A 20,051-nucleotide genomic window follows, 5' to 3' on the forward strand; every position below is an offset into this window, starting at 1 on the left:
CGATCTCATTCAGTCGCCTCGCCAATCATGTCCACGACCGCATGGATCAGCGCCTCGTCCTGAAAGGTACTCTTGGTCAGATAATAGTCCGCACCGGCGTCAAGCCCGCGCGAGCGATCTTCTTCCCGATCCTTGTATGAAACGATCATTATGGGTGTGTTCTTGAGATGGGCGTCCTTTCTGATCAAGCTCACCAACTCGATGCCATCCATGCGCGGCATATCTATGTCAGTGACGACAAGATCGAAAGGACCAGACCGGACGGCATTCCATCCGTCCATACCGTCGACCGCCACTTCGACATCATAACCGTGATTGCCCAACATCTTGCGCTGGAGTTCGCGGACCGTGAGTGAATCGTCAATCACGAGCACGCGCTTGCGTCTGCTCGGTTCGGGACCGCCCGCAGCGCGCCGAACAGCCCTAAATCCGCTAGACGATGCAAGTTTTTCCACCGATCGGATCAGATCATCGACGTCGAAGATCAGAACTGGCGAACCGTCTTCCATCAGGGCCGCTGCGCTGATGTCCTTGATCTTGGCAAACCGTGGATCGAGAGGTCTGATCACCAGCTCGCGTTCCCCGAGAAAACGGTCAACGATCAGGCCGTATGCATCGCCCCGACCTGCATCCACGACGACAACCGAGAGTTCGTCCGGTTCCGATCCGGACTCTCCTCGATCCAGCACTTCGCGCGCGGTCACCAGCCCGATCTGTCGATCGTTCAAGCGAAAATGCGGTCGGCCCTGCAGCAGGTTGATCTGCATCCGCTGCAATCTCATTGTCTTGGAGATGGCGGCGAGTGGAAACGCATAGGGCTCCCCATCGACTTCGACGAGTAGTGTGCGCAGGACTGACAACGTCAGCGGCAGCTGCAGTTGAAACCGGGTTCCACGACCAAATTCCGAGGAAACGCTCGTGATTCCGCGGACCTCCTTCGTCATCGCCTGCACCGCATCGAGGCCCACACCACGGCCGGACACGTCGGTAAGGCCCGCTTTCATCGAAAAGCCTGGCAGAAACAGGAATGCGAGCAATTCGGTTTCGCTGAGTGTGTCAGCACTTTCCCTGGTCGCAAGCTGTCGGGCGATGACAGCCTCGCGCAGCTTCGAGATCTCGATCCCCCTGCCGTCGTCCACCACGGCTATCTGCAGCAGCCCGGCATTGTGCCTCGCTTCGAGCCTGATCAGCCCCTCTTCGGGTTTCCCCATCGCGAGGCGCTCCTCAGGCGGTTCAAGCCCATGGTCTACAGCGTTGCGCAAAAGATGCCCCAAGGGGGCATCGAGCTGCTCGAGGATATCGCGGTCGATGCCGGTCGAGCCGCCTACGATCTCCAGTCGCGCCCGCTTGCCAAGGGTACGACCGAGGTCGCGGACCGTTCTTGCGTAGTGTCTCACGCCGTCCTCGAAAGGCCGCATCCGGCTCGCCAACGTTTCGTCGTACAATCTGTTGGCAAGATCGGTCGCTTTGCGATCCACTGAATCCAATTCATCGAGACGCTCCGCCAGGAACGCTTGGCTCAACCGAAGCTTTCGCTGGGCTTCAGCCAGCGCCTCCACTACGGCCGCATCATTTGAACCCGGCGGCAGCACTGCGTGAAGGTTGTCGAACGCACTTGCGAGGTCCGATTGAAGTCGCTTCAGTCGCAGTAGCCCGTCAGCGAATGGCCTGAGCCGCCGAGCTTCCATCAGCGACTCGCCAGCCAACCCGAGCAATCGGTTCAGGCTGTCTGCCGTCACCCGAACCATTCTATCTGAGCCAATGCTGCCGTGGGTTTGCGGTGGCGTCCCAACGAGGAGATTCGCTGAAGAGGTCGTCGCCAGCTGATCCTGGGCATGATCAGGAGTGGCGAAATCAGCTGCAAAATTTTGGGCCCCGGGCTTCGCCTCGGGGGGCGACAATTCCTCAAACTTCGCGAGAAAGCTTTCGATTTCTGAGTTGGCGCGCTCGCTCGATGATCCCGATGCGATCAATTTCAAAAGGTCACAGCCTTGCAGGAGCGCATCTATATGCTCCCGTCCCACTCTCAGATGCCCACGTTGCGCGGCGACCAGGCAATCTTCCATCGCATTTGCAACTTTGACCGCGGGCATCAGGTCGATGATGCGGGCAGCTCCCTTCAGGGAATGTGCGGCACGCATGCATGCTTCCAGGGCATCGGCGGCGACAGGATTGCGTTCCAGTGCCAGAAGCCCAGACGTTAGTGCCTGTGACTGCGTCTCCAGTTCGGCCTGGAAGAGGCTGAGCATCGAAACCTGGCTGAAGTCCTCATCTGTCATGCCATGCTCCGATCCAGCATCGTGAGCAGTTGTTCTGGGTCGAGACAACCAACGGCCCGTCCCTGCCAGGGCAGAACGGCATTAGTAGCCGCAGACAGCGCCTTGTCGATCGTGGCTGGCACAGCGAGAGTGTCGCGCGCCCGATAGCGATGTAAGCCGTGGATCTCATCAACCGTAAAGGCAACCCGCTTGTCGCGCTCGCCCACAACAACCAGGCGGCGAAATACCTTGGTTCGCGTGCTTTGCTCCCCCTCCTTGCGCTCGTCTATCCCGAGCAATTCAGCCAGGGACAGGCAAACGAGCAATTCACCACGGACATTCGCAATACCGAGCAGTGCACGGTTTCTGCGATGTGGAAGTGAATGAACGCGGCGAGATTCAGCCACTTCATGAAAAATACCGACCGGAAGTGCCAGCCATTCTTCCCCCAAACGGAAGAGAACAGCCGTCTGCAGCGCCTCGCCGTTGGCCGGATCGATCCCCGCTCGACCAGCGTTACCAGGCCATTCGTCGCGATATACCGAGGGAGCCGCACGGTCGAGGAGGTGTCGTGCAATCTTCTTATAGGTCGGGCAATTCCGGCAGTGGAGATGCTGCTCCAGCAGCGGACATGACTTGTCACCCCGTACGCCTATTTGCCGCCAGCAGTCGTCGATTTCAATCTGCTCCAACGGCTGAGCGATCCCTGTCGAAGCCGCCATCAGCTGCCGCTCCTTTTCTGGACCCGGCCTAGCCGGCCAGCCAGGGCCTCGGCGCCGTTATGGTCGCCTTGCTTGCGAAGCAGCAAAGCCAGATGGATGAGAGCTTCTCGATGATTTGGCGCGAGATAGAGCGCCTTGCGATAGCTTTGCGCGGCTTGGGGTGCTGCGCCATCCGCATCCTGGACGAGGCCCAGCAAGTAGAAGATTTGCGCGGAAGGACCGAATTCCTTGAGATGCGCCAGGGCGACCTCCTGTGCCTCCTTTACCCGTCCTGCATTGGCGATCCGTTCAACCGCGATGAGGCTTTCCGAGGCCTGTGCAAGCGGCTTGGCCGGCGCCTGGCCACGGGCTTCATTGCCAATTGTCGGTCGGGGCCGAAGAAGAGGCTTGCTCTTGTTGACCTTCGGGGTTGGTGTCGGCACCGGGATGGCGGCCGAAACTGTCGGCGCCGTGGTCTTGACGGGCTCCGATTTCAGGAAGGCAAAGGCCAATGGCCATTCAGCGGAAATAAAGCCATGCAACCTTGGAAGAGCTGCTTCCGCCGGACCGACCAGGAGGAGTCCGTCTTTGGCCAGTAGGTCCTTCAGGCAGATCAACGCGCGATCCTGCAGCTCTCGATTGAAATAGATCAGCAGATTGCGGAAAAGCACGATGTCATAGACTTCTTGCCCGAAAGACGCGCGAGAGCCGAACAGGTTTCCTACCCTGAACCGAACCTGTTTCAGCACCGCAGCTGTAGGACGCAACCCGCTCTCGGCCGCTTCGAAATAGCGATCCTTGAATTCGAGATGGCTGCCGCGAAACGAATTGCGCCCATAGACCGCGCGTTCAGCCGTCGCGATATTGCGGCTGCTGACGTCCACACCATCGATCTTGAACTCGTGCGCCTCAAAGCTGGCATCGAACATGGCCATGGCGACCGAATAGGCCTCTTCGCCGGTTGAACATGGCAGGCTCAGGACTTTAATCGGCTGAGCACGCTTGTGCACGCGCGCATGCCGCGCCAGCATGGTGAACGCTTCTCGGTCGCGAAAGAACCAGGTCTCCGGGATCACCACCGCATTGATCAACTCCTGCAACTCCTGCGAGGAACCGGTCAAGTGTTCCTTATAGGTCTGAGCGTTGGTTATCCGGCATGCTGCCATCCGATCTCTGACCGCCTGACGGACCACTGTCGGACCAACGCTGGCACTGTCCAGTCCGATGGTTTCCGTCAGGAGCTTTTCAATTGCGCCGGTCATTGATCACCGGTCGCGGCCTGGCGGAGCAATGCGGTACGTATCTCTTCCGAAAGCAGCGATGCCACTTTGACCCACTGAATGATCTCCGAACCATCGGAAGCCACCGGCCCAAGATAGGGCGGGGTTCCTGGTTCAAGTCCGAACGGCGCGAAGTCGGCAGGGTCTCGCTCAAGCGTATCCGTCACCCGTTCCGCGATCAGTCCCAGCAGGCGCTGCTCGCCATCCTGCGCGTGATAGCGCGTCACAACGATCCGGGTGCTCAATAGGCGCTCCGACGGCCGGCCAAGCGCAAGAAGAGTAACATCGATCAGCGGGATGGGTATTCCGTTGTAGCTGACCAGACCCACCACACCGGTTGGCGCACCCGGCAGGACCTTCACATCGAGACGAGGCAGCACCTCTTCAATTTGGTGGACATCGATCAAGTAGCGATCCGGACCCATGCTGAAGGCGAGAAATAGCATTGTCACCCCCTACTGCCGGCTCGCTACGCTCTCAGCTTGAACCTCGAAATGCTACTTCGCATGCCGCCTGAGACTTGATTGAGCTCGTCGATCGCGAGCGTCGATTGCTGAAGGGATTCGACTGTTTGCTGAGCTGCCTCACTCAGCTGCGTTAGCGTGTCGCTGATCTGCCCCGCGCCGGTCGCCTGCGCTTGCATGCCTTCATTGGCGACTTCGAAACGTGGCACCAGCCCCTGAACCTGCTGAATGATCTCGAAGAGTTGCCCGCCGACCTGCTGGATTTCCTGCATACCCCGGCGGACCTGTTCGGAAAACTTGTCCATGCCCATCACCCCGGCCGCGACTGCCGACTGGATGTCCTTGACCATCTGCTCGATATCGTATGTGGAGACAGCCGTCTGGTCCGCGAGCCTTCGGATTTCCGTCGCCACCACTGCAAAGCCCCGGCCATATTGGCCGGCCTTCTCAGCCTCTATGGAAGCGTTGAGCGACAAAAGGTTCGTCTGATCGGCCACTTTGGTGATGGTCGTCACCACCTGATTGATGCTGCCGGCTTTCTCGCTCAGGATCGCGAGTTTGGAATTGATCGCGCCGGCCGCTTCCATGACCTGCTGCATGGTTTCTTCCATACGGGTTAGCCCCGCTTGCCCTCCGCCGGCGACGGCAGCAGTTTGCTCGGCAACTGTCGAGACCTCGTTCATCGTGCGGACGAGCTCGTTTGACGTGGCGGAGATCTCCTTGGCTGTCGCGCGGATTTCTGTTGTGGTCGCTGCGATTTCAGTCGCAGTTGCCTGCTGTTGCTTGGAGGTGGCGGCGATCTCAGTTATCGATGTGCCGACCTGTATGCTGGACCTTTGAACCTGACCAATGAGGGTTGTGAGATCGTCCGCCATTGCGTTGAAGCCGTCGGCAAGAACGCTGAATTCGTCTCGGCGCCTCAGATCGAGGCGTTCGCTGAAGTCGCCTTGCCGCATCAATTGAACCGCGTTGACCAAACGAGTGAGCGGACCTGTAATGGCGCGAAACAGCTGGTAACCCAAAAGAAGGGCTAGTCCGAGGGCTATCAACAAGCCAACGCTCAAACCGACTTCGGCCGTTCTAACGATCGAGCTGATCCGCTGCGTCGCGCTGTTTGCCTCGCCTCTGTGATCCTCAACCATGGCCTGCAGAGCGGACTGCAACTTTACAAAGATCGGCTCTACGGTGTTCTTGATGGCCAGGCTTTCATTGGGAGTTTCACCTTTCGACAAGGCAGCCCGGCTTGTGTCCAGCACAGCAGTTTCAGCCAGGCGAAATTGGTTGGCGAGTTCTTTGACGACTGCATAATTCTGCTTGTCGATGTCGGAGACGATTGTTGCTTCATAGTCGCCCATCGACCGCTGCACTTGGTCGCGATTGGTCGTGATCGCGCTTTCAAGCGTGCTTCTATCCGATGGGTTGTCCTGAAGGGCATATTCCTGAAGCAGACTATGGGCCGTCATCTGGCCCACCATGATCGCGGTGCTGTGATAGAGGTCTGGAAGGATGCCCTTCTCGACCTCAGTCGCCTCCTGCCCCGCCTGAAGAAACCAGGCGTACGCGATGACGGCGATCACGGACATGACCACCAGAACGGCAGCGAAACTGACGAGGATGCGGTGGTGTATTGTCAGACTCTTCATGGATCCGATTCACCAATGGGGGCATCGTGGGCTGCGCGACAAGCGCTCGTTCCGACGTGTTCGAAAAAGGTGCGTCGAAAAGCGGTAGTCTGACGCTGAATGGTTTCTTTTCCGTTCCATCACTAATGATGGCGATGCCGCTCGCCAGAAGTGACGGTCGAGGACACGTGTTCCGTCGGCGCACATCAGCCCGACATCCGCTGGGCGGCACGCCCGCGTCAAGGTGGGTGGATGACTGATTGTTACCGTCTCGTTGGACGTCGATGAGAAAGGTATTCGCTGACGATGAAGCTCTCACCTCACGTCCAAGGCCCTGTCAGCGTTGGGCCTTTGAAGCAAACAACCTGGACAGCCCATAGGCAACAAGGCCTATGAACCTTGAAGGGGCACAAATATACGCTGGCCGCTGGTCGATCCAGGAAGTCCGGTGCACCGCCATCAGACTCGCCCAGCGTCGCATAACCCCGCCTACGTCATCGCATGGTCATGCTGGAGGCGCCCATCGGTCGCCGTCCGCCTATTCTGGAAGCCCGATGAACGGATTCTGATGCCGAATGCCGAGCGGCCTGAAATCCTTCTCGTTGTCCGTGAGCACGATCAGATCGTGTTGCATGCCTGTTGCAGCAATAGCGATGTCCTCGAAACCAGGTGAGATGCCAGCGGCCCGAGCGACTGTCATGAGTTGCCCAGTTATTGTTGCCGTTTCGAGGTCAAGAGGGAGGATGCGGCTACTGTAGTAGTGACGGATTTCTCCCCACCATTCGGCGAGCGCGCCCGCCTTCTTGGTGGCACCGGTTCGCTTGGCGTTCGCGATGCCGTCCTCGATCTCGGCCAAGGTGATTACGGAGAGCCAAAGGTCGGACGATCGCTCGACTATCCAGGCCGCTAGTTTCTCATCGGAGGGCGTCCTGCGTTTTGAAGGGGCAAGCAAGCTGACGACATTCGTGTCCAAAAGGTACAATGTCAGAACGCCGGATCGCGCAGAGCCCGTGCGGGCTTTCGGCTTCGCGCTGGCAGGTCAGCTTCCTCCAGGGGCGAGTTTGTGAGCAGCCAACCCAGCGACGGCACACGGGAAAGGCGTTCGTACTCCGAATAGCTGATTACGACAGCCTCTCTTTTGCCGTGACGGGTGACGACCGTCGGTGTGCCCGCAACCGCTTCGTCGACCACATGTGAGAACGTAGCCTTGACGTCTTTGAGCTGAATCTCTTTCATCATGATTGCTCCCGTGACTAAAGTGGTCATATAAATTATGGAGCGAGTTTTGGCAAGCAGTCAGGACGGATCGGTGCGCCTACGGCGCTCGATCTGCCGCCAGTTGGCAGGCTGACATCTCACATCAGGTCTAATCCGGAAAACCGCGTCTTCCCCGTTGATCTGGAAAGTACGGCGATCGACCCCGACACAATCGCGATTAGCCAGCAACACGCAGCAGCCGACACCGCCGACGGCAGATAGAGCCTGTCAAGACTGGACTGGGCGGCAGCGAGCAGCGGCTCGACCTTCTGCCCGGCGACGCTCAATTCGATGTCGGTTAGCCGCCGGGGTGATTTCCGGCCTGCAGGAACCAGCCTGTGCAACGAGGCCGAGCGCCGCCACGAATCGACCAGCGCCGATTTTTCAGCGGCATCCGACGTGATCGATGCTTGAACACGGTCTGCACGCAATGTGGCCATGTGCCGGTCCATGCCTTCCTCCCGAAGCCTGAACGCCGATAGACTTGCCGCTGTTTCCTCAATCTTCCAGCGGCATAACAGATGTCCTCCGCGCTGCTATCTTGCTCTTGTTGCCCCGCTGTCAAATGGTCTGAAGTGCTTGTACCATCCAGGAGTCGGAGCGCAGCTCATTCGCTCATCGCATGAAGCGCATCATGCCTGATGATTTCGATGCTGCGCAGGCTGAGCAGGCGGATGACGCCCTTGTCCTTCAGCCGGGTGAAGATCCGCGATACCGTCTCGATGGTGAGGCCAAGATAATCGCCGATATCCATGCGCGACATCGGAAGTTCGACCTGCCGCAATCCGCCCTGGCGCTCCGACAGGTCGACCAGGAACGCGGCGACGCGTTCGATGGCGCTCTGGCGACCGAGGACCAGCAGGTGTTCCTGCGCTCTGGTCAACCCCTTCAGCGCCAGAGGCAGCAACTGATGGGACATATCCGCTCCAGCTGTGAGGCGGAAGACGCGGACACCGGTGGAATTGACCGCTTCAGCAAAGAAATGGTGCGTCGTGTCGGCTTCGAAGCCGAATGTCTCTCCGGCGAGATGAAAGGCACTGATCTGCCGGCGGCCGTCAGCAAGCAGGCGGTAGACGCGGACGGCGCCGAACTCCACCTGGTAGAAGCCTCCGGCCTTCTCGCCCTGGGCGTAGATTTCCGCGCCTGCGGGATAGAAGCTGAGTGGTTGCAGCAGTGCGGGCTCAAAAGCCTCCGGCAGGTTGGGCTGGGCAGACCGTGACGGCAGCGAAATTCTGGAGGAGGTGTAGGCGTGCATGGCTGTTTTCCCGGTTTATCCGTGACACAGCAATCGCGCGAATCCGCGGGTCGCGAAATTCGGTTATGTCCCTACGGGAAACTACCTAGAGCCGCTCCTCCTGAATCGGTCCAGCGCTGGTCGCCGCAGTGAAGAAAGCTATTCACTTGCTTCGCGGCCCGACACCTGCTGGATCAAGATACGGAAGAAAACGTGGGGTGCACTGTCCGACACCGCAGGCATGAGTGGCTTGAGGGCGCCGGGCTCCCACCAAGCGGCATGCTTGCTCAACATCGCCCATGCATGGTCACGCTCGAGCTTGTGGCCAATCCGGTCCGGCAGTTCCTCATAACGGCCATCGACGACGACGCTTCTCCAGCCTCGGCCCTGGCCGCGTTCACCCACCTGGACGGACACCAGGGGATTGGCACGCATCCAGTCGATCTTCTTGCCGGGCATGGAAAACGCGTAGAGATGATTGTCGGCGTGCGCATAGTGCACCGGCACCACGTAGGGCTGCCCACCCTTCGCGCATGCCAGATGACCGACACGGTTGGCGGTCAGCAATTTCGTGCATTCCAGGGCGGATAATGTGCGGATCAGCATGTGTGATCTCCTGAGTCTATTGGTCGTCCAACAGACTGTTGGCCCAGCCGCCGGAGCTGTCATTGATCGCAATCAAGGCAGCTTGCCGCTCGTCCGCAGCGGCATAGGCGGCAATTTCGTAAATGATTTAAATCAAGGCGCTGCTTGCCGCTTCCCCAGATCATGGGGAGATGTGGAAGCCGATCATGAGCGCTCCGTTTGGTCGCGAACTCGAACTCGCCGTCTTCGACGAGGAGGGCGAACATGCGCTCGTATTTCCCTGTATAAAAGGCCGGCAGGGTTGGAAGCACGCCGGGACTGGCGTGCGCGTCGATATCCGCCCGACCCATTGGCGCTACTGGCAGCCGAAGGCAATGCCGACAGACGGCGGCAAGTCTCTCGGGGACGCTTGCTAGTGTTTGGATTCCACGATCAACGCCATGCGCACGAGATGCGACAGGCTGCCCGCGGCCATCTTGCTCATCACATTGGCACGATGAATCTCGACAGTGCGCGGACTGATACCCAGATCATAGGCGATCGTCTTGTTCGGCAGACCCGACACGAGCCCGTCCAGAACCTGCCGCTCCCGCTCCGAAAGTGTGGCCAGGCGGCCGTGGATTTCGGAGGATTGCGGATGCGTTGCATTCGCCTGGTTGCGGTTGGCCAACGTGGAGCGGATCGCGTCGATCAGCATCTCGTCATCAAACGGCTTTTCAATGAAATCGGAAGCGCCTTCCTTCATTGCCTGAACGGCGAGCGCCACATCGGCATGGCCCGTCATGACAATAACTGGAATTGTATGCCCGCCGGATCTCAGTTGGCGCAGGAATTCGATGCCGTCTATGCCCGGCATGCGCACGTCGGTGACGATGCAGCCGTCGAGGTCGCCCTTTGCCGTCGAGAGAAAAGCCGTGGCCGATTCGTGCAGGCGTACTGCAAAATCTGCAGTCGCCAGAAGAAAACCGAGCGACTTGCGCACGTCCATGTCGTCGTCAACCACGTGCACCAGATCACTGCCGGCCATTTGTGACCTCTTCCTTCTCCACAATGCGCAAGGTGAATCGGAAGGCGGTCCCGCCAGTCGGCATCGCCTCGGCCCATATGTGACCACCGTGCGATTCCACGATGGTGCGGCAAATGGAGAGACCGACACCCATGCCTTGCTTCTTGGTGGTTACAAACGGCTGGAAGAGTTGAGCCGAGACTTCCGGCGCGAGACCCGGGCCAGTATCGATCACGCTTACCTCGGCCATCCCATCATCCCGGGCAATTGTTGTGACTTTCAATTCGCGGCGCGGCGAGTCCTGCATAGCCTCAACCGCATTGCGCATCAGGTTGAGCAAAACCTGCTGAATCTGGATGCGGTCGGTTAAGACCAGTTCGGCGACTGGATCAAGCTTGTAGCTGACGAGGAGATTTATCTCTCTTGCACCAACCAAGGCTAGGGAGGCGGCTTCCTCGATCAGCATTGGCAGTCGTTCGACCTGGCGCTCGCTTTCGCCCCTGGCTACAAAATCCCTCAGGTGACGGATGACGTCGCCCGCCCGCAAGGCCTGCTCAGCTGCCTTTTCCACGGCATCCCGAAGCATGGGCGCATTCTCGTCCCGGCTCTTCTCAAGCAGCCGACGACTGCCTTTGAGGTAGTTCGTGATGGCGGTGAGCGGCTGGTTGATCTCATGAGCAAGCGTTGAGGCCATCTCGCCGAGTGCGGTGAACCGCGCCATGTGCAGCAGTTCCTGCTGCTGCTCCTGGATTCTTGCTTCTGCCCGGTGGCGTTCGGTCAAGTCGCGGCAGAAGCCGGTAAAGAAACGTCCCGTCCCCGGATGCATCTCGCCAACGGAAAGCTCCATCGGGAAAGTCGTGCCATCCTTGCGTGCCCCGGTCACGGTGCGGCCGAGCCCGATGATCCGGCGCTCTCCCGTCGTCAGGTAGCGAAGCAGATAGGCGTCATGCTCGTCGCGGTAGGGCGAGGGCATCAGCATTTTCACGTTTTGACCGATGACTTCGCCTGACTGGTAGCCGAACAGCGTTTCGGCAGCGGTGCTGAAGGATTGAATCCCACCCTGCTCGTCGATGACGACCATCGCGTCCGGCACTGTTGCCAGGATCGACCGCAAATGGTCCTCACGCAGCCGAAGTGCTGCATTTGCAAAGGAGAGTTCGCTGACATCAGTACCTTCAATGAAGATCGCGGTGATCCGGCCATCGTCAGCCTTGACTGGCTGATAAACAAAATCAAGGATGCGCTCTTCGACCGGGCCGTCGGCTATGTTGCGAAGGCCGACCTTCACCCCGTGGCCAATGTAGGGCTCGCCGGTCATGTACACATGGTCCAGATGTTCGAAAAACCCATTCCCTTCGAGCTCGGGAAAGGCGTCCCGCACTGACTTTCCAATCACTTGCCTGTGGCCAGTCAATCGCTGGTAGGCGGCATTGGTCAGCTCGAAAATGTGACCTGGCTCGCGCAGCAGCGCTATAAAGCCTGGTGCCTGATCGAACATTTGAGACAACAATGATTTCAGTGTCGTCCCGCCGGGTGACAAACTGAGTGCTTCGTCTTTGATCACCTGAAGTTCCTGGGTTCGACGGTGCTACCGGGGCTAACTATCACTTCTCGCCGCACACGCAAAACGGATCGAGCCGAGGTTTTCGAACGCAGATGCTGCAGTTGCCGGCCTTTGATGCGCATCAAGGCATTGGACGCTGTCGAATGCAATTCATCCCGCATTCCATCGTTCAGCGAAAGGCGCCCGCAATGTCTTACAAGTCGATCATCGTCAACCTCGCCATCGATGCGCCTCCCGCACCTATTGTAAAGCTGGGGATCGAGCTCGCGGAACGGTTTGGCGCCCGTCTCATCGGTCTGGCGGCTGCGGATGTTCCGCCCTTGGTCGCGACCGGCGACGGTATGGTCTACGAAGGCGAGGTCATGCAGATCCAGCACACCGAAATCGAAAAGCGGCTTGCCGAATTACGCGCCGAGTTCGAGAGGCTGCTTCCTGCATCGATCTTTAGCGAATGGGGCCAAGCTGTTTGCAGCCCAACCCGTTTCCTGAGCATTTCGGCTCGATCCGCCGATCTTATTGTCACCGGCAGCGAGAAGGGGGGAAATGTCTTCCGTGCAGTGGACGTCGGCAGTCTGGTACTTGGTATTGGGCGGCTAGTCCTGGTTGCCGCGAGCAATGTCGAGCCTGTCATGGCAAAAACCGTTCTTGTTGCCTGGAAGGACACCAGGGAAGCGCGGCGGGCGATAGCAGATGCGTTGCCCCTTCTGGCCACGGCCAACGAAGTCGTTATTGCCACAATGGATACCGACCGCGACAAGAGTATCCGCGACAGCCTTGCCGACGTCGCGGTCTTTCTCGAACATCACGGCATCATGGCAGGAACTGAGCTGATCGCCGGCGACCCAGACGGCGACAGGTTGCTGACATTTGCGCGGTCGATCCATGCGGACCTGATCGTCTCGGGTGCCTATGGGCACAGCCGTCTGCGGGAATGGGCGTTCGGCGGGATAACCCGCTCGCTGATTGAGGAAAGCGGCATCAACCGCTTCATGTCGTATTGATGGGTGGACGCCCCAGCAGCCGAGTACGCGGTGGGGTCCAGGAACTTCACTCTACCCCTTTCGCCGCCTTGGCCCGGCGACGGCTCCGTCGGTTGATCGAGATCAAGTCGTCGGCTGCCTGCATGGCTATGAGTCTCATAAGGGGCAGGAGTGACCAAGATGAGCTTTCTCGACTACCTGATTTCAGTCGACGCCAGGGTCGCGTTGATGGGTCGCATGATGCGCAAGCTGGGTGTCGACAGGCAGTTGAAAGTGGTGGCGGACCATGCAGCCGTCACCGATCGTGCGGTCAACCGCTGCCGATCCTGCGGCCATCAGGACGAATGCTCGACTTGGCTCGACCAAAACGAGCAAGCCGATGCTCCGCCAGACTATTGCCGCAACCGCGACCTGATCGCACGGCTACAACATGTGGCCGGACAGCGTTAGAACGTCGGGCGGCCAAGCACACATTTCGCCCCGGGAAATGGTGGTGCTAGCCCTTGGCTACGAGACCAGGATGACGGACAACGGCTCGGCGCAAAACAGATTGTCCTCAACGCCTTTAACGCCGGCTGCATTTTCGGCCGCGACGATTGCTGCCCGGCGCTCGCGCTCGTCGAAGATGGCGCCGTTCAGTTTTACGATCCCTTTGTCGACAGTGACATTGATCAGCTCATTTCGAGCCCATTTCTGCGCTGCAAGCTCCGCGACGATGCTCTGGCGTATCTGTTCGTTGTCAATGGCCATCGGGGTTGAGGCTGGCTGCATGTCAAGTAACGCACGAAGAAGATCGGAACGGGCAATCATTCCGACAACTTTATCGCCGTCGACGATCGGGACGCGTTTGATGCGGTGATGCGTCATCAACTCGACGACCTCGGCAAGCGATGCATTGGGGGATGCCGTGACGACGCTGTCGGTCATCACCTCTTCGATCCGTCGTCCGTTGGCGAGGACATATTCTTCGGCAACTCGTCCCGGGCTAACAAGAAACTCCAGCCAGCGTGGGCGCTTGCGCTGAGTGCCCAGCTCTTCACGGCGCAGGAGATCACCCTCGCTGATAATGCCCACCAGCGCGCCGTCACGGCGAATGACGGGAAGCCCGCTGATCTTGCTGGAGAGCATCAATCCGGCTGCATCGGCGATCGACGCAGACGGATCAATTGCAACGACCGGTGTGGTCATTATGGTTTTGGCTTGCATGCCAACCTCCTCAGATACTTTATCCCATTGCTTATCGAGGTCGCGCGCGCCGTGTCTTGATCTGAATCATTTTCAGATTGCGAAAGCGCAACGAGAGCGGTCCGAACGCGATTTATGAAGAGGCTTCGCAAATCGCGGAGACTTCATCGTGAAGCAACCCAGTTCGATTGACCCCGACATGGTCGTTGACGAAATCATGAGGAAATGGCCGGCAACGGTGGCTGTGGTGCTGAGATACAAGATGCTGTGCGTCGGCTGCCCGATCGGCACATTCCATACCGTGGCTGAAGCGTGCCTTGAACACCACGTCGATGAAAGCCGTTTCATCGCCGACCTGGAAGCGACTGTCCGCCGCAGAGAATGAGATCAGCGCTTGTCCCGGTTCTCGGCCCGAACTACAAGGCGGTGCGCATCCTTCACGGTGACCTTCTGGCGTCCGCTGACGATTATCCCATTGTCTTCCCACTTGCTGAGCAAGCGGCTGACGGTGTGCAGCGTCGTTCCCGTCATCTCGGCAATGTCCTGCCTGGAAATCGGGAAATCGATTTCGATGCCGCTGTCGGTCTTTCGGCCGGTCTGGTTTGCCAGTCGCAGAAGCGCATGCGCAACCCGCTGCTCCACCTGCTCGGTGGACATCTCCACGACCCGCGTCTGCGTCTCCTGCAGCCTGGTTCCAACCGTCCTGTATGTGGCCGCCCCAAACACTGGGAAGCATCCCGCCAGGTCCGGCCACAGAGCGTTTGGCCAGGCGAGCACCACGCAGTCCACCGCCGCAATTGCGCTGGCTGGGTAGGTCGTTCGGCCAAGTGCCGCGGCGACGCCAAAAATCTCGCCTTCGCTGATGTATCTGGCGATGACCTGTTGTCCGTCCGGTGTGGTGCGAACGACACGGATATGCCCGGCGATCAGCACGAAGAAGGAATGAGCCTCGGCTTCCTGCTCGAAGATCGCAGTCTCCTTGGCATAGCGAGACGACCGCGCATCCCGCAGGATCTCGCTCTGCTCGTCGGGCGTCAGACCCTGGAAGAGCGGCAGTCGCGAAATCAGCGATCGGTCCAGCGCAGCCAAGCGATTCCTCACGGCCCTACGGTTCCGCATCAGTCGTGCGGAAGACCTTTCTTATCCTGAGTTTGCGCCAGCGCAAATTGTTCCCAGCCGCGTCAGGCTAAATGGCATGGAACGGCGCAATGCCGCGAAGACGAAACAAAGGACAAATCGATGAAACTCTCCATCCTCGCCGCCGCAGTCTCTATCCTGGCGCTCGCCGGCGGCGCAAGCGCCGAAGAGCATATGGTGCAGATGCTCAACAAGGGCGAAAAGGGCGCCATGGTTTTCCAGCCGGCCTTCGTCAAGGCAGCCCCTGGCGACACCGTCAAGTTCGTGCCGACCGACAAGAGCCATGATGCCGAGTCAATCAAAGGCATGCTTCCAGACGGCGCCGAGCCCTTCAAGGGAAAGCCCAGCGAGGAAATCACCGTTACGCTGACAAAGGAGGGCGTTTACGGCGTCAAATGCGCGCCTCACTACGGCATGGGCATGGTCGCCCTGATCGTTGTCGGAAAGCCGGTCAATCTCGATGCCGCCAAGGCGGTCAAGCATCCCGGGAAGGCAAAGACGGTGTTCGCCGACCTGTTCACCCAGGTTCCGGTCAACTGATCGGCAATCGATACAGCCATGCCTGCCGCATGAGGGCAGGCGAGGGCCGGACGGACCGAGGGCGGCGGTTCATCCGGCCCTGTTCATTTGGAGACGCAAATCATGGGGATTCCACGCCTGCGGGCCTACACAGGACCCGCATTTCTTTCCTACGGATTCAGGCCCTTCTTCTTCCTCGGGTCGCTGTATGCCGCGCTCTCCATTCTGCTTTGGCTGCCGATATATGCCGGCGAAGTCGATGCCCACAGTGCGTTCGTTGCCGTCGACTGGCACATTCACGAGATGCTGTTCGGCTATCTGCCGGCGATCGTTACCGGGTTCCTGCTGACCGCCATCCCCAATTGGACTGGCCGGCTGCCCGTACAAGGCTTGCCACTGCTGGCGCTGGTCGTCCTGTGGCTTGCCGGGCGCGCCGCTGTCTACTTCTCGACCGACATCGGCTGGCAAGCAGCCGCGGTGATCGATGGCTCATTTCTGTTTGTGGTGGCTGCCGCCGCCGCCCGCGAAATCATCGCCGGACGCAACTGGCGCAACCTCAAGGTGCTGCTGCCGCTTGTCGTGATGGCGTGCGCCAACGGCATGTTCCATATCGAGGCGCACCTTCAAGGCACATCCGACATCAGCCGCAGGCTCGGTATGGCTGCGGGGATCGTACTCATCTCGCTGATCGGTGGGCGTATCATTCCGAGCTTCACACGCAACTGGCTCGCCCGGGAAAATCCTGGCAAGCTGCCTGCACCGTTCGGCCGTTTTGACATCGCATCGATAGCCATCTCAGCTATCGCGCTGGGAGCGTGGACGTTCGCCCCCCACAACCGCGTCTCAGGAATGCTTATGGCCGTCGCTGCAATCTGCCAGGTGTGGCGTCTGTCGCGCTGGGCTGGCGAACGCACATTGCGGGATCCGCTCGTGCTCATCCTCCACCTTGCATATGCTTTCGTGCCCGTCGGTTTTGCGTTGGTTTCGGCGTCGATCCTTTTGCCCGCAATCGTACCGGTCGCTGCCGGGCTGCATGCGTTCGGCGTCGGCGCCGTCGGGTCAATGACGGTCGCAGTGATGGCCCGCGCCACGCTTGGCCATACCGGCCGGCAACTACGGGCCGGACTGCAAACCATTGTTGTCTTCGCGGCGATCCTGATCGCTGCCTTGTCACGAATCCTTGCGGTTTTTCTCCCTAAGGACGCGATCGTCAATGTCGCCGGCGTTGCATGGGTTCTGGCCTTTGCTGGCTTTCTCCTAGCCTACGGCGTGGCCTTGACGACGCCGAAGGCCAAGTAGCGATCTGAGGGGATGATGTGACGCTGCCCCACAAGCTCAGACAACTGTGAGGCTAAAACTATAATCCGGACGAGGGACGTGGCCGGTGCCTCCACGAGGCGAGGGCCGCGGACGGCTGTTCGACGTCCCCATCGCCTTACAAATGCGTAAGGTTGCAGCCACAATTCCGGGAGGATTCGAGCCAAATTATGTCGATGTTCCCTGGCTATTCAGTATCGCGATCACGCAGCTGTTAAACGTCAGGAAAAATCAAATGACGGAAACCAGAATTGGCTACTCAACTTCCCAGATTGCGCTTCATTGGATCATAGCTGCGCTGGTGTTATTCCAACTGTTCTTTGGCGAGAGCATGACAACCGTGGTCGATGCTGCCGAAGATGGAGCCGCCGTCTCGTCAGCCGATCAGGCATTGGGCTCTGCCCATTACTGGATAGGAATTTCGACCCTGGCACTCGTGCTGATCCGGTTGCTAATGCGTGTAGTTTCCGGTGCGCCTGAGCCTGCAGAAAGCGGACCTGGCTGGATGCGGATCGCCGCACGTGGTTCACACGGCCTTTTCTATCTGCTCTTGCTTTTAACGCCCATTGTGGGACTGCTCGCTTTCTACATTGGCGACCCATGGGGCGACATCCATTCCCTCAACAAGCCAGTGTTTGTCGTCCTGATTTCGGTCCATGCCGTGGCGGCACTGTTCCACCAGTACTGGCTTCGCGATGGCACACTGAAGCGGATGCTGTCGCCCGGTCGATAAGCGGGTCCGTCACGTTTGTAGCCGCCGCCGATACTAAGATCCGACGGCGCTGACGGTCAGATTATTCTCAGGTGAGAGAGCAGATCGCTCGCCCAGCCAGAGCGGTCTCGCACCAGCCTGAATCCCAGATTGTCGGGAGGCGTACCGACGGCACAGCCTCCGCTTTTTCCGTCACTGACGAAGTTCGACATGTAGGCTCTGTGAAGCCCTTCAAGGACGTGGACACCGCAATTGTCGACCGAACTCGCAACACCGCTTCCATCCGCAGCCAACGTGGTGCGGACATAGCAGGTCGAAGTCCACTCCCAGACGTTGCCAGAAAAGTCGGCAAGGCCCAGGGAATTGAAACCAAACGAGCCACGGCTCTTGGGCATCGGGTCCGGTTTGCGATTGAGGTCCACCTCGGCCTTGTAGCTGGTGAGCCATCGTCTGGCGGGGTTGGTGGCGTCGTTTTCGACACCCTCGAATTCGCCTGCGAACCGCTCAGCAGCGGCAAAGGCCCACTCTTCGTCGGATGGCAGTCGCCATTGGTCGCCGGTCACTTCCGAATACCACCGGGCGTAGGCATTCGCATCGAGATAGCTTACTCCGGTGACGGGAGCTTTGCTTGGGATCGCGCGCGTCTCCTGAGCTGGCTGACAGCCGCCAGCCGACACGCAGTCCGCATAGTCGGCCGCGCCGACCTGGTAGGCCATGATTTCGAGAGGTCTGTCGAGTTGCCGCTCGAGGCGGGGGTTGCCTTGCGGGCGTCCCTCTTTCAGGAACTCGCCCGGAGTCGGATAGATGATCGAACCGGAAAGCAAGACAACCGTCATAGCGATGGGGTGGGATTGTCGATCTCCAAAGACCGCCTCTAGCGAGAGCCCTACCGGAACAGCAGCGGCGGCCAGGGCGACCGGCAGGACCTTCAGGATGAAAAGAGACATGGCTTTTGTCCTTGCCCGGACAGCGGCGCCGTCCGGGCATTTTCGAGTGCCGTCAGTTGGTGGCTATGGGTTTGGGCGCCTCGACCTGCGTCATCAGGTCGGCATCCCACTCGCCTTCGACCATGAAGTGAGCGGTCGCTCCGAGTTCCACGGCCTCAATCAGATTGTGATTCACGTAGGCGTAGACACCTGGCTGCAGGAACGTATACAGCGCCGAGCCCGCCGAGCCGCCACGGATGAACCAGGTTTCCAGGTCCTTGGCCGGCGGGTTGGCGAATTTGCCCTGTTCCCAGACATAGTCGCCGTGACCGCCTATCAGATGCGGCCGGGTATCGCGGTTGGCCTGTGAATGGACGATCAACACGGTCTCGCCGACTTTCGCCTTCATGGCGTTGTCGCCGGTCAGGGAACCTACCTTGCCGTTGAACAAGACATGCGTCGGGATCAGCCCGCGCATGACCTTGACGATGTCATCGTAACCGTCGCCGGCAGATTCGTAGCTCTTGAAATTGCCCTTCTCGTCGCGCGGAATATAGAAGTCGTTCTCGCCGATGTAGAAGATCTTGTCGTATCTGGCCGGCTCGCCCTTGTCGTTCCTGAGCCCATCGCGCGGCAACACCATGATTGCGCCGCTCATGCCGGAGACGACATGCCAAGGGATCATCGCGCCACCAGGTGCGCAGTGGTAGACGAACGTTCCCGTCCGCGTCGCCTTGAAGCGCAAGGTCACCTGTTCGCCGGGATTGATCAGCGTGAGACCGCCACCACCCAGAGCGCCAGTCGCGGCGTGGAAGTCGATGTTGTGGGCGAGTGAGTTGGTGTCGGGATTGATGAGCGTCAGCTCGAGATAGTCGTCCTGATGAACGACCATCAGCGGGCCGGGGATCGAGCCGTTGTAGGTCATCGCATTGAGCGTCGTGCCGTCGGCGTCGATGACAAGAGGCTTTTCCTCGATCGTGATGGTGAACTCGACGATCTTGGGTCCACCCTTGGCAACCTGATCGTGCGGATGGACGAACGGCGGTGCCACGAGCTTGATCTTTTCGCGGGCGAGCCCTCGAATGTCCGCCTTTGTCACAGGTGCCGAAAATGCAGGTAGTGCTGCCACGGCGGCAGCGCCGATCGCTGCCCCGAACAGAGCTTCACGTCGCGTGATCATGTCAGTCTCCTATCTCTCAACCGTTGCGGATGAGCAGAACCTAGCTGACCTGACGCAGCGTTTCTTTGCGCTGGCGCAAATTGGTGGAGTTCATTTTGGAGACCTAAGATTCTCGGACACCGAT

23 protein-coding genes are annotated in these 20,051 nt (G+C 59.3%); 7 read left to right on the forward strand and 16 right to left on the reverse strand.

The window, feature by feature from the left end; genetic code table 11:
• Positions 1–5: 5 nt before the first annotated feature.
• The 10 genes from RPF88_RS32855 to RPF88_RS32900 all read right to left on the reverse strand — a co-directional run bounded on the left by RPF88_RS32855 (position 6) and on the right by RPF88_RS32900 (position 9,422).
• Positions 6–2,279 (reverse strand): hybrid sensor histidine kinase/response regulator, encoded by a 2,274-nt coding sequence (locus RPF88_RS32855; protein ID WP_337123965.1) that lies wholly within the window; start codon positions 2,277–2,279, stop codon positions 6–8.
• Positions 2,276–2,980, reverse strand: coding sequence for a chemotaxis protein CheW (locus RPF88_RS32860; RefSeq protein WP_013525366.1), 705 nt, complete (start codon positions 2,978–2,980; stop codon positions 2,276–2,278). Before RPF88_RS32860 ends, RPF88_RS32855 begins: the two co-directional genes overlap by 4 nt.
• Positions 2,980–4,221 carry a CheR family methyltransferase gene (locus RPF88_RS32865; RefSeq protein ID WP_337123966.1) on the reverse strand — a complete coding sequence of 414 codons (1,242 nt, stop codon included), beginning with the start codon at positions 4,219–4,221 and terminating at the stop codon, positions 2,980–2,982. The genes RPF88_RS32860 and RPF88_RS32865 overlap by 1 nt, the downstream gene beginning before the upstream one ends.
• The gene (locus RPF88_RS32870; RefSeq protein ID WP_224673617.1) at positions 4,218–4,685 is read right to left on the reverse strand and encodes a chemotaxis protein CheW; all 468 of its coding nucleotides are present in this window, start codon (positions 4,683–4,685) and stop codon (positions 4,218–4,220) included. The genes RPF88_RS32865 and RPF88_RS32870 overlap by 4 nt, the downstream gene beginning before the upstream one ends.
• Positions 4,686–4,708: 23 nt before the next feature.
• A complete protein-coding gene (locus RPF88_RS32875) occupies positions 4,709–6,346 on the reverse strand; it encodes a methyl-accepting chemotaxis protein (RefSeq protein WP_337123967.1) in 1,638 nt (545 codons plus the stop codon).
• A gap of 517 nt (positions 6,347–6,863) precedes the next feature.
• Positions 6,864–7,307, reverse strand: coding sequence for a type II toxin-antitoxin system VapC family toxin (locus RPF88_RS32880; RefSeq protein ID WP_013525370.1), 444 nt, complete (start codon positions 7,305–7,307; stop codon positions 6,864–6,866).
• Positions 7,308–7,309: 2 nt separating this feature from the next.
• Complete coding sequence (locus RPF88_RS32885; protein WP_024505312.1) at positions 7,310–7,561, reverse strand: type II toxin-antitoxin system Phd/YefM family antitoxin; 252 nt, start codon at positions 7,559–7,561, stop codon at positions 7,310–7,312.
• Between the two features lie 119 nt (positions 7,562–7,680).
• The gene (locus tag RPF88_RS32890; RefSeq protein WP_013525372.1) at positions 7,681–8,034 is read right to left on the reverse strand and encodes a hypothetical protein; all 354 of its coding nucleotides are present in this window, start codon (positions 8,032–8,034) and stop codon (positions 7,681–7,683) included.
• Between the two features lie 155 nt (positions 8,035–8,189).
• A complete protein-coding gene (locus tag RPF88_RS32895; protein ID WP_013525373.1) occupies positions 8,190–8,837 on the reverse strand; it encodes a helix-turn-helix domain-containing protein in 648 nt (215 codons plus the stop codon).
• A 138-nt stretch (positions 8,838–8,975) separates the two neighbouring features.
• Entirely contained in the window at positions 8,976–9,422 is a 447-nt protein-coding gene (locus RPF88_RS32900) for a pyridoxamine 5'-phosphate oxidase family protein (RefSeq protein ID WP_013525374.1), read from the reverse strand.
• 185 nt (positions 9,423–9,607) lie between these two features.
• Here RPF88_RS32900 and RPF88_RS32905 point away from each other — a divergent pair, with 185 nt between their 5' ends.
• Positions 9,608–9,817 (forward strand): hypothetical protein, encoded by a 210-nt coding sequence (locus RPF88_RS32905; protein ID WP_013525375.1) that lies wholly within the window; start codon positions 9,608–9,610, stop codon positions 9,815–9,817.
• Here the strand turns inward: RPF88_RS32905 and fixJ are convergent.
• Both fixJ and RPF88_RS32915 read right to left on the reverse strand, forming a co-directional pair.
• Entirely contained in the window at positions 9,814–10,428 is a 615-nt protein-coding gene (gene fixJ, locus RPF88_RS32910) for a response regulator FixJ (protein ID WP_013525376.1), read from the reverse strand. The genes RPF88_RS32905 and fixJ overlap by 4 nt on opposite strands.
• Positions 10,415–11,971 carry a PAS domain S-box protein gene (locus RPF88_RS32915; protein ID WP_013525377.1) on the reverse strand — a complete coding sequence of 519 codons (1,557 nt, stop codon included), beginning with the start codon at positions 11,969–11,971 and terminating at the stop codon, positions 10,415–10,417. Before RPF88_RS32915 ends, fixJ begins: the two co-directional genes overlap by 14 nt.
• A 188-nt stretch (positions 11,972–12,159) precedes the next feature.
• On the opposite strand from RPF88_RS32915, the gene RPF88_RS32920 reads away from it, so the two are divergent.
• Together RPF88_RS32920 and RPF88_RS32925 are read left to right on the forward strand one after the other, a co-directional pair.
• Positions 12,160–12,972 carry a universal stress protein gene (locus RPF88_RS32920; protein WP_337124089.1) on the forward strand — a complete coding sequence of 271 codons (813 nt, stop codon included), beginning with the start codon at positions 12,160–12,162 and terminating at the stop codon, positions 12,970–12,972.
• Positions 12,973–13,131: 159 nt separating this feature from the next.
• On the forward strand, positions 13,132–13,401 hold the full coding sequence (locus RPF88_RS32925) for a DUF6455 family protein (RefSeq protein ID WP_013525379.1): 270 nt from the start codon (positions 13,132–13,134) through the stop codon (positions 13,399–13,401).
• 57 nt (positions 13,402–13,458) lie between these two features.
• Here RPF88_RS32925 and RPF88_RS32930 read toward each other — a convergent pair whose 3' ends face one another.
• A complete protein-coding gene (locus RPF88_RS32930) occupies positions 13,459–14,157 on the reverse strand; it encodes a CBS domain-containing protein (protein WP_013525380.1) in 699 nt (232 codons plus the stop codon).
• Between the two features lie 148 nt (positions 14,158–14,305).
• Here RPF88_RS32930 and RPF88_RS32935 point away from each other — a divergent pair, with 148 nt between their 5' ends.
• Positions 14,306–14,521 (forward strand): DUF1858 domain-containing protein, encoded by a 216-nt coding sequence (locus tag RPF88_RS32935; protein WP_013525381.1) that lies wholly within the window; start codon positions 14,306–14,308, stop codon positions 14,519–14,521.
• 2 nt (positions 14,522–14,523) lie between these two features.
• On the opposite strand, the gene RPF88_RS32940 is transcribed toward RPF88_RS32935, so the two are convergent.
• Positions 14,524–15,225: a Crp/Fnr family transcriptional regulator gene (locus RPF88_RS32940; RefSeq protein ID WP_013525382.1), complete on the reverse strand. Its 702-nt coding sequence runs from the start codon at positions 15,223–15,225 to the stop codon at positions 14,524–14,526.
• Positions 15,226–15,375: 150 nt separating this feature from the next.
• Here RPF88_RS32940 and RPF88_RS32945 point away from each other — a divergent pair, with 150 nt between their 5' ends.
• The 3 genes from RPF88_RS32945 (at position 15,376) to RPF88_RS32955 (ending at position 17,842) form a co-directional block, all read left to right on the forward strand.
• The gene (locus RPF88_RS32945; RefSeq protein WP_013525383.1) at positions 15,376–15,813 is read left to right on the forward strand and encodes a pseudoazurin; all 438 of its coding nucleotides are present in this window, start codon (positions 15,376–15,378) and stop codon (positions 15,811–15,813) included.
• A 102-nt stretch (positions 15,814–15,915) separates the two neighbouring features.
• A complete protein-coding gene (locus tag RPF88_RS32950) occupies positions 15,916–17,091 on the forward strand; it encodes an NnrS family protein (RefSeq protein WP_013525384.1) in 1,176 nt (391 codons plus the stop codon).
• A gap of 253 nt (positions 17,092–17,344) precedes the next feature.
• Entirely contained in the window at positions 17,345–17,842 is a 498-nt protein-coding gene (locus tag RPF88_RS32955; RefSeq protein WP_024505308.1) for a cytochrome b, read from the forward strand.
• A 56-nt stretch (positions 17,843–17,898) separates the two neighbouring features.
• On the opposite strand, the gene RPF88_RS32960 is transcribed toward RPF88_RS32955, so the two are convergent.
• Both RPF88_RS32960 and nirK read right to left on the reverse strand, forming a co-directional pair.
• Positions 17,899–18,768: an SUMF1/EgtB/PvdO family nonheme iron enzyme gene (locus RPF88_RS32960; protein ID WP_013524993.1), complete on the reverse strand. Its 870-nt coding sequence runs from the start codon at positions 18,766–18,768 to the stop codon at positions 17,899–17,901.
• A 52-nt stretch (positions 18,769–18,820) separates the two neighbouring features.
• Positions 18,821–19,927, reverse strand: coding sequence for a copper-containing nitrite reductase (gene nirK, locus RPF88_RS32965; RefSeq protein WP_013524994.1), 1,107 nt, complete (start codon positions 19,925–19,927; stop codon positions 18,821–18,823).
• Positions 19,928–20,051 lie beyond the last annotated feature (124 nt).

Source organism: Mesorhizobium sp. ISC11 (assembly GCF_037162595.1).
GTDB classification, from domain to species: domain Bacteria; phylum Pseudomonadota; class Alphaproteobacteria; order Rhizobiales; family Rhizobiaceae; genus Mesorhizobium; species Mesorhizobium ciceri.

Excerpts from the sequence above, each read along its gene's own strand:
- RPF88_RS32855 (WP_337123965.1), bottom strand. The coding sequence starts at position 2,279 with ATGACAGATGAGGACTTCAGCCAGGTTTCGATGCTCAGCCTCTTCCAG.
- RPF88_RS32920 (WP_337124089.1), top strand. The coding sequence starts at position 12,160 with ATGTCTTACAAGTCGATCATCGTCAACCTCGCCATCGATGCGCCTCCC.
- RPF88_RS32870 (WP_224673617.1), bottom strand. The coding sequence starts at position 4,685 with ATGCTATTTCTCGCCTTCAGCATGGGTCCGGATCGCTACTTGATCGAT.
- RPF88_RS32885 (WP_024505312.1), bottom strand. The coding sequence starts at position 7,561 with ATGAAAGAGATTCAGCTCAAAGACGTCAAGGCTACGTTCTCACATGTG.
- nirK (WP_013524994.1), bottom strand. The coding sequence starts at position 19,927 with ATGATCACGCGACGTGAAGCTCTGTTCGGGGCAGCGATCGGCGCTGCC.
- RPF88_RS32895 (WP_013525373.1), bottom strand. The coding sequence starts at position 8,837 with ATGCACGCCTACACCTCCTCCAGAATTTCGCTGCCGTCACGGTCTGCC.
- RPF88_RS32875 (WP_337123967.1), bottom strand. The coding sequence starts at position 6,346 with ATGAAGAGTCTGACAATACACCACCGCATCCTCGTCAGTTTCGCTGCC.
- RPF88_RS32900 (WP_013525374.1), bottom strand. The coding sequence starts at position 9,422 with ATGCTGATCCGCACATTATCCGCCCTGGAATGCACGAAATTGCTGACC.
- RPF88_RS32925 (WP_013525379.1), top strand. The coding sequence starts at position 13,132 with ATGAGCTTTCTCGACTACCTGATTTCAGTCGACGCCAGGGTCGCGTTG.
- RPF88_RS32955 (WP_024505308.1), top strand. The coding sequence starts at position 17,345 with ATGACGGAAACCAGAATTGGCTACTCAACTTCCCAGATTGCGCTTCAT.
- RPF88_RS32960 (WP_013524993.1), bottom strand. The coding sequence starts at position 18,768 with ATGTCTCTTTTCATCCTGAAGGTCCTGCCGGTCGCCCTGGCCGCCGCT.
- RPF88_RS32945 (WP_013525383.1), top strand. The coding sequence starts at position 15,376 with ATGAAACTCTCCATCCTCGCCGCCGCAGTCTCTATCCTGGCGCTCGCC.
- RPF88_RS32890 (WP_013525372.1), bottom strand. The coding sequence starts at position 8,034 with ATGGACCGGCACATGGCCACATTGCGTGCAGACCGTGTTCAAGCATCG.
- fixJ (WP_013525376.1), bottom strand. The coding sequence starts at position 10,428 with ATGGCCGGCAGTGATCTGGTGCACGTGGTTGACGACGACATGGACGTG.
- RPF88_RS32860 (WP_013525366.1), bottom strand. The coding sequence starts at position 2,980 with ATGGCGGCTTCGACAGGGATCGCTCAGCCGTTGGAGCAGATTGAAATC.
- RPF88_RS32865 (WP_337123966.1), bottom strand. The coding sequence starts at position 4,221 with ATGACCGGCGCAATTGAAAAGCTCCTGACGGAAACCATCGGACTGGAC.
- RPF88_RS32905 (WP_013525375.1), top strand. The coding sequence starts at position 9,608 with ATGAGCGCTCCGTTTGGTCGCGAACTCGAACTCGCCGTCTTCGACGAG.
- RPF88_RS32930 (WP_013525380.1), bottom strand. The coding sequence starts at position 14,157 with ATGCAAGCCAAAACCATAATGACCACACCGGTCGTTGCAATTGATCCG.
- RPF88_RS32950 (WP_013525384.1), top strand. The coding sequence starts at position 15,916 with ATGGGGATTCCACGCCTGCGGGCCTACACAGGACCCGCATTTCTTTCC.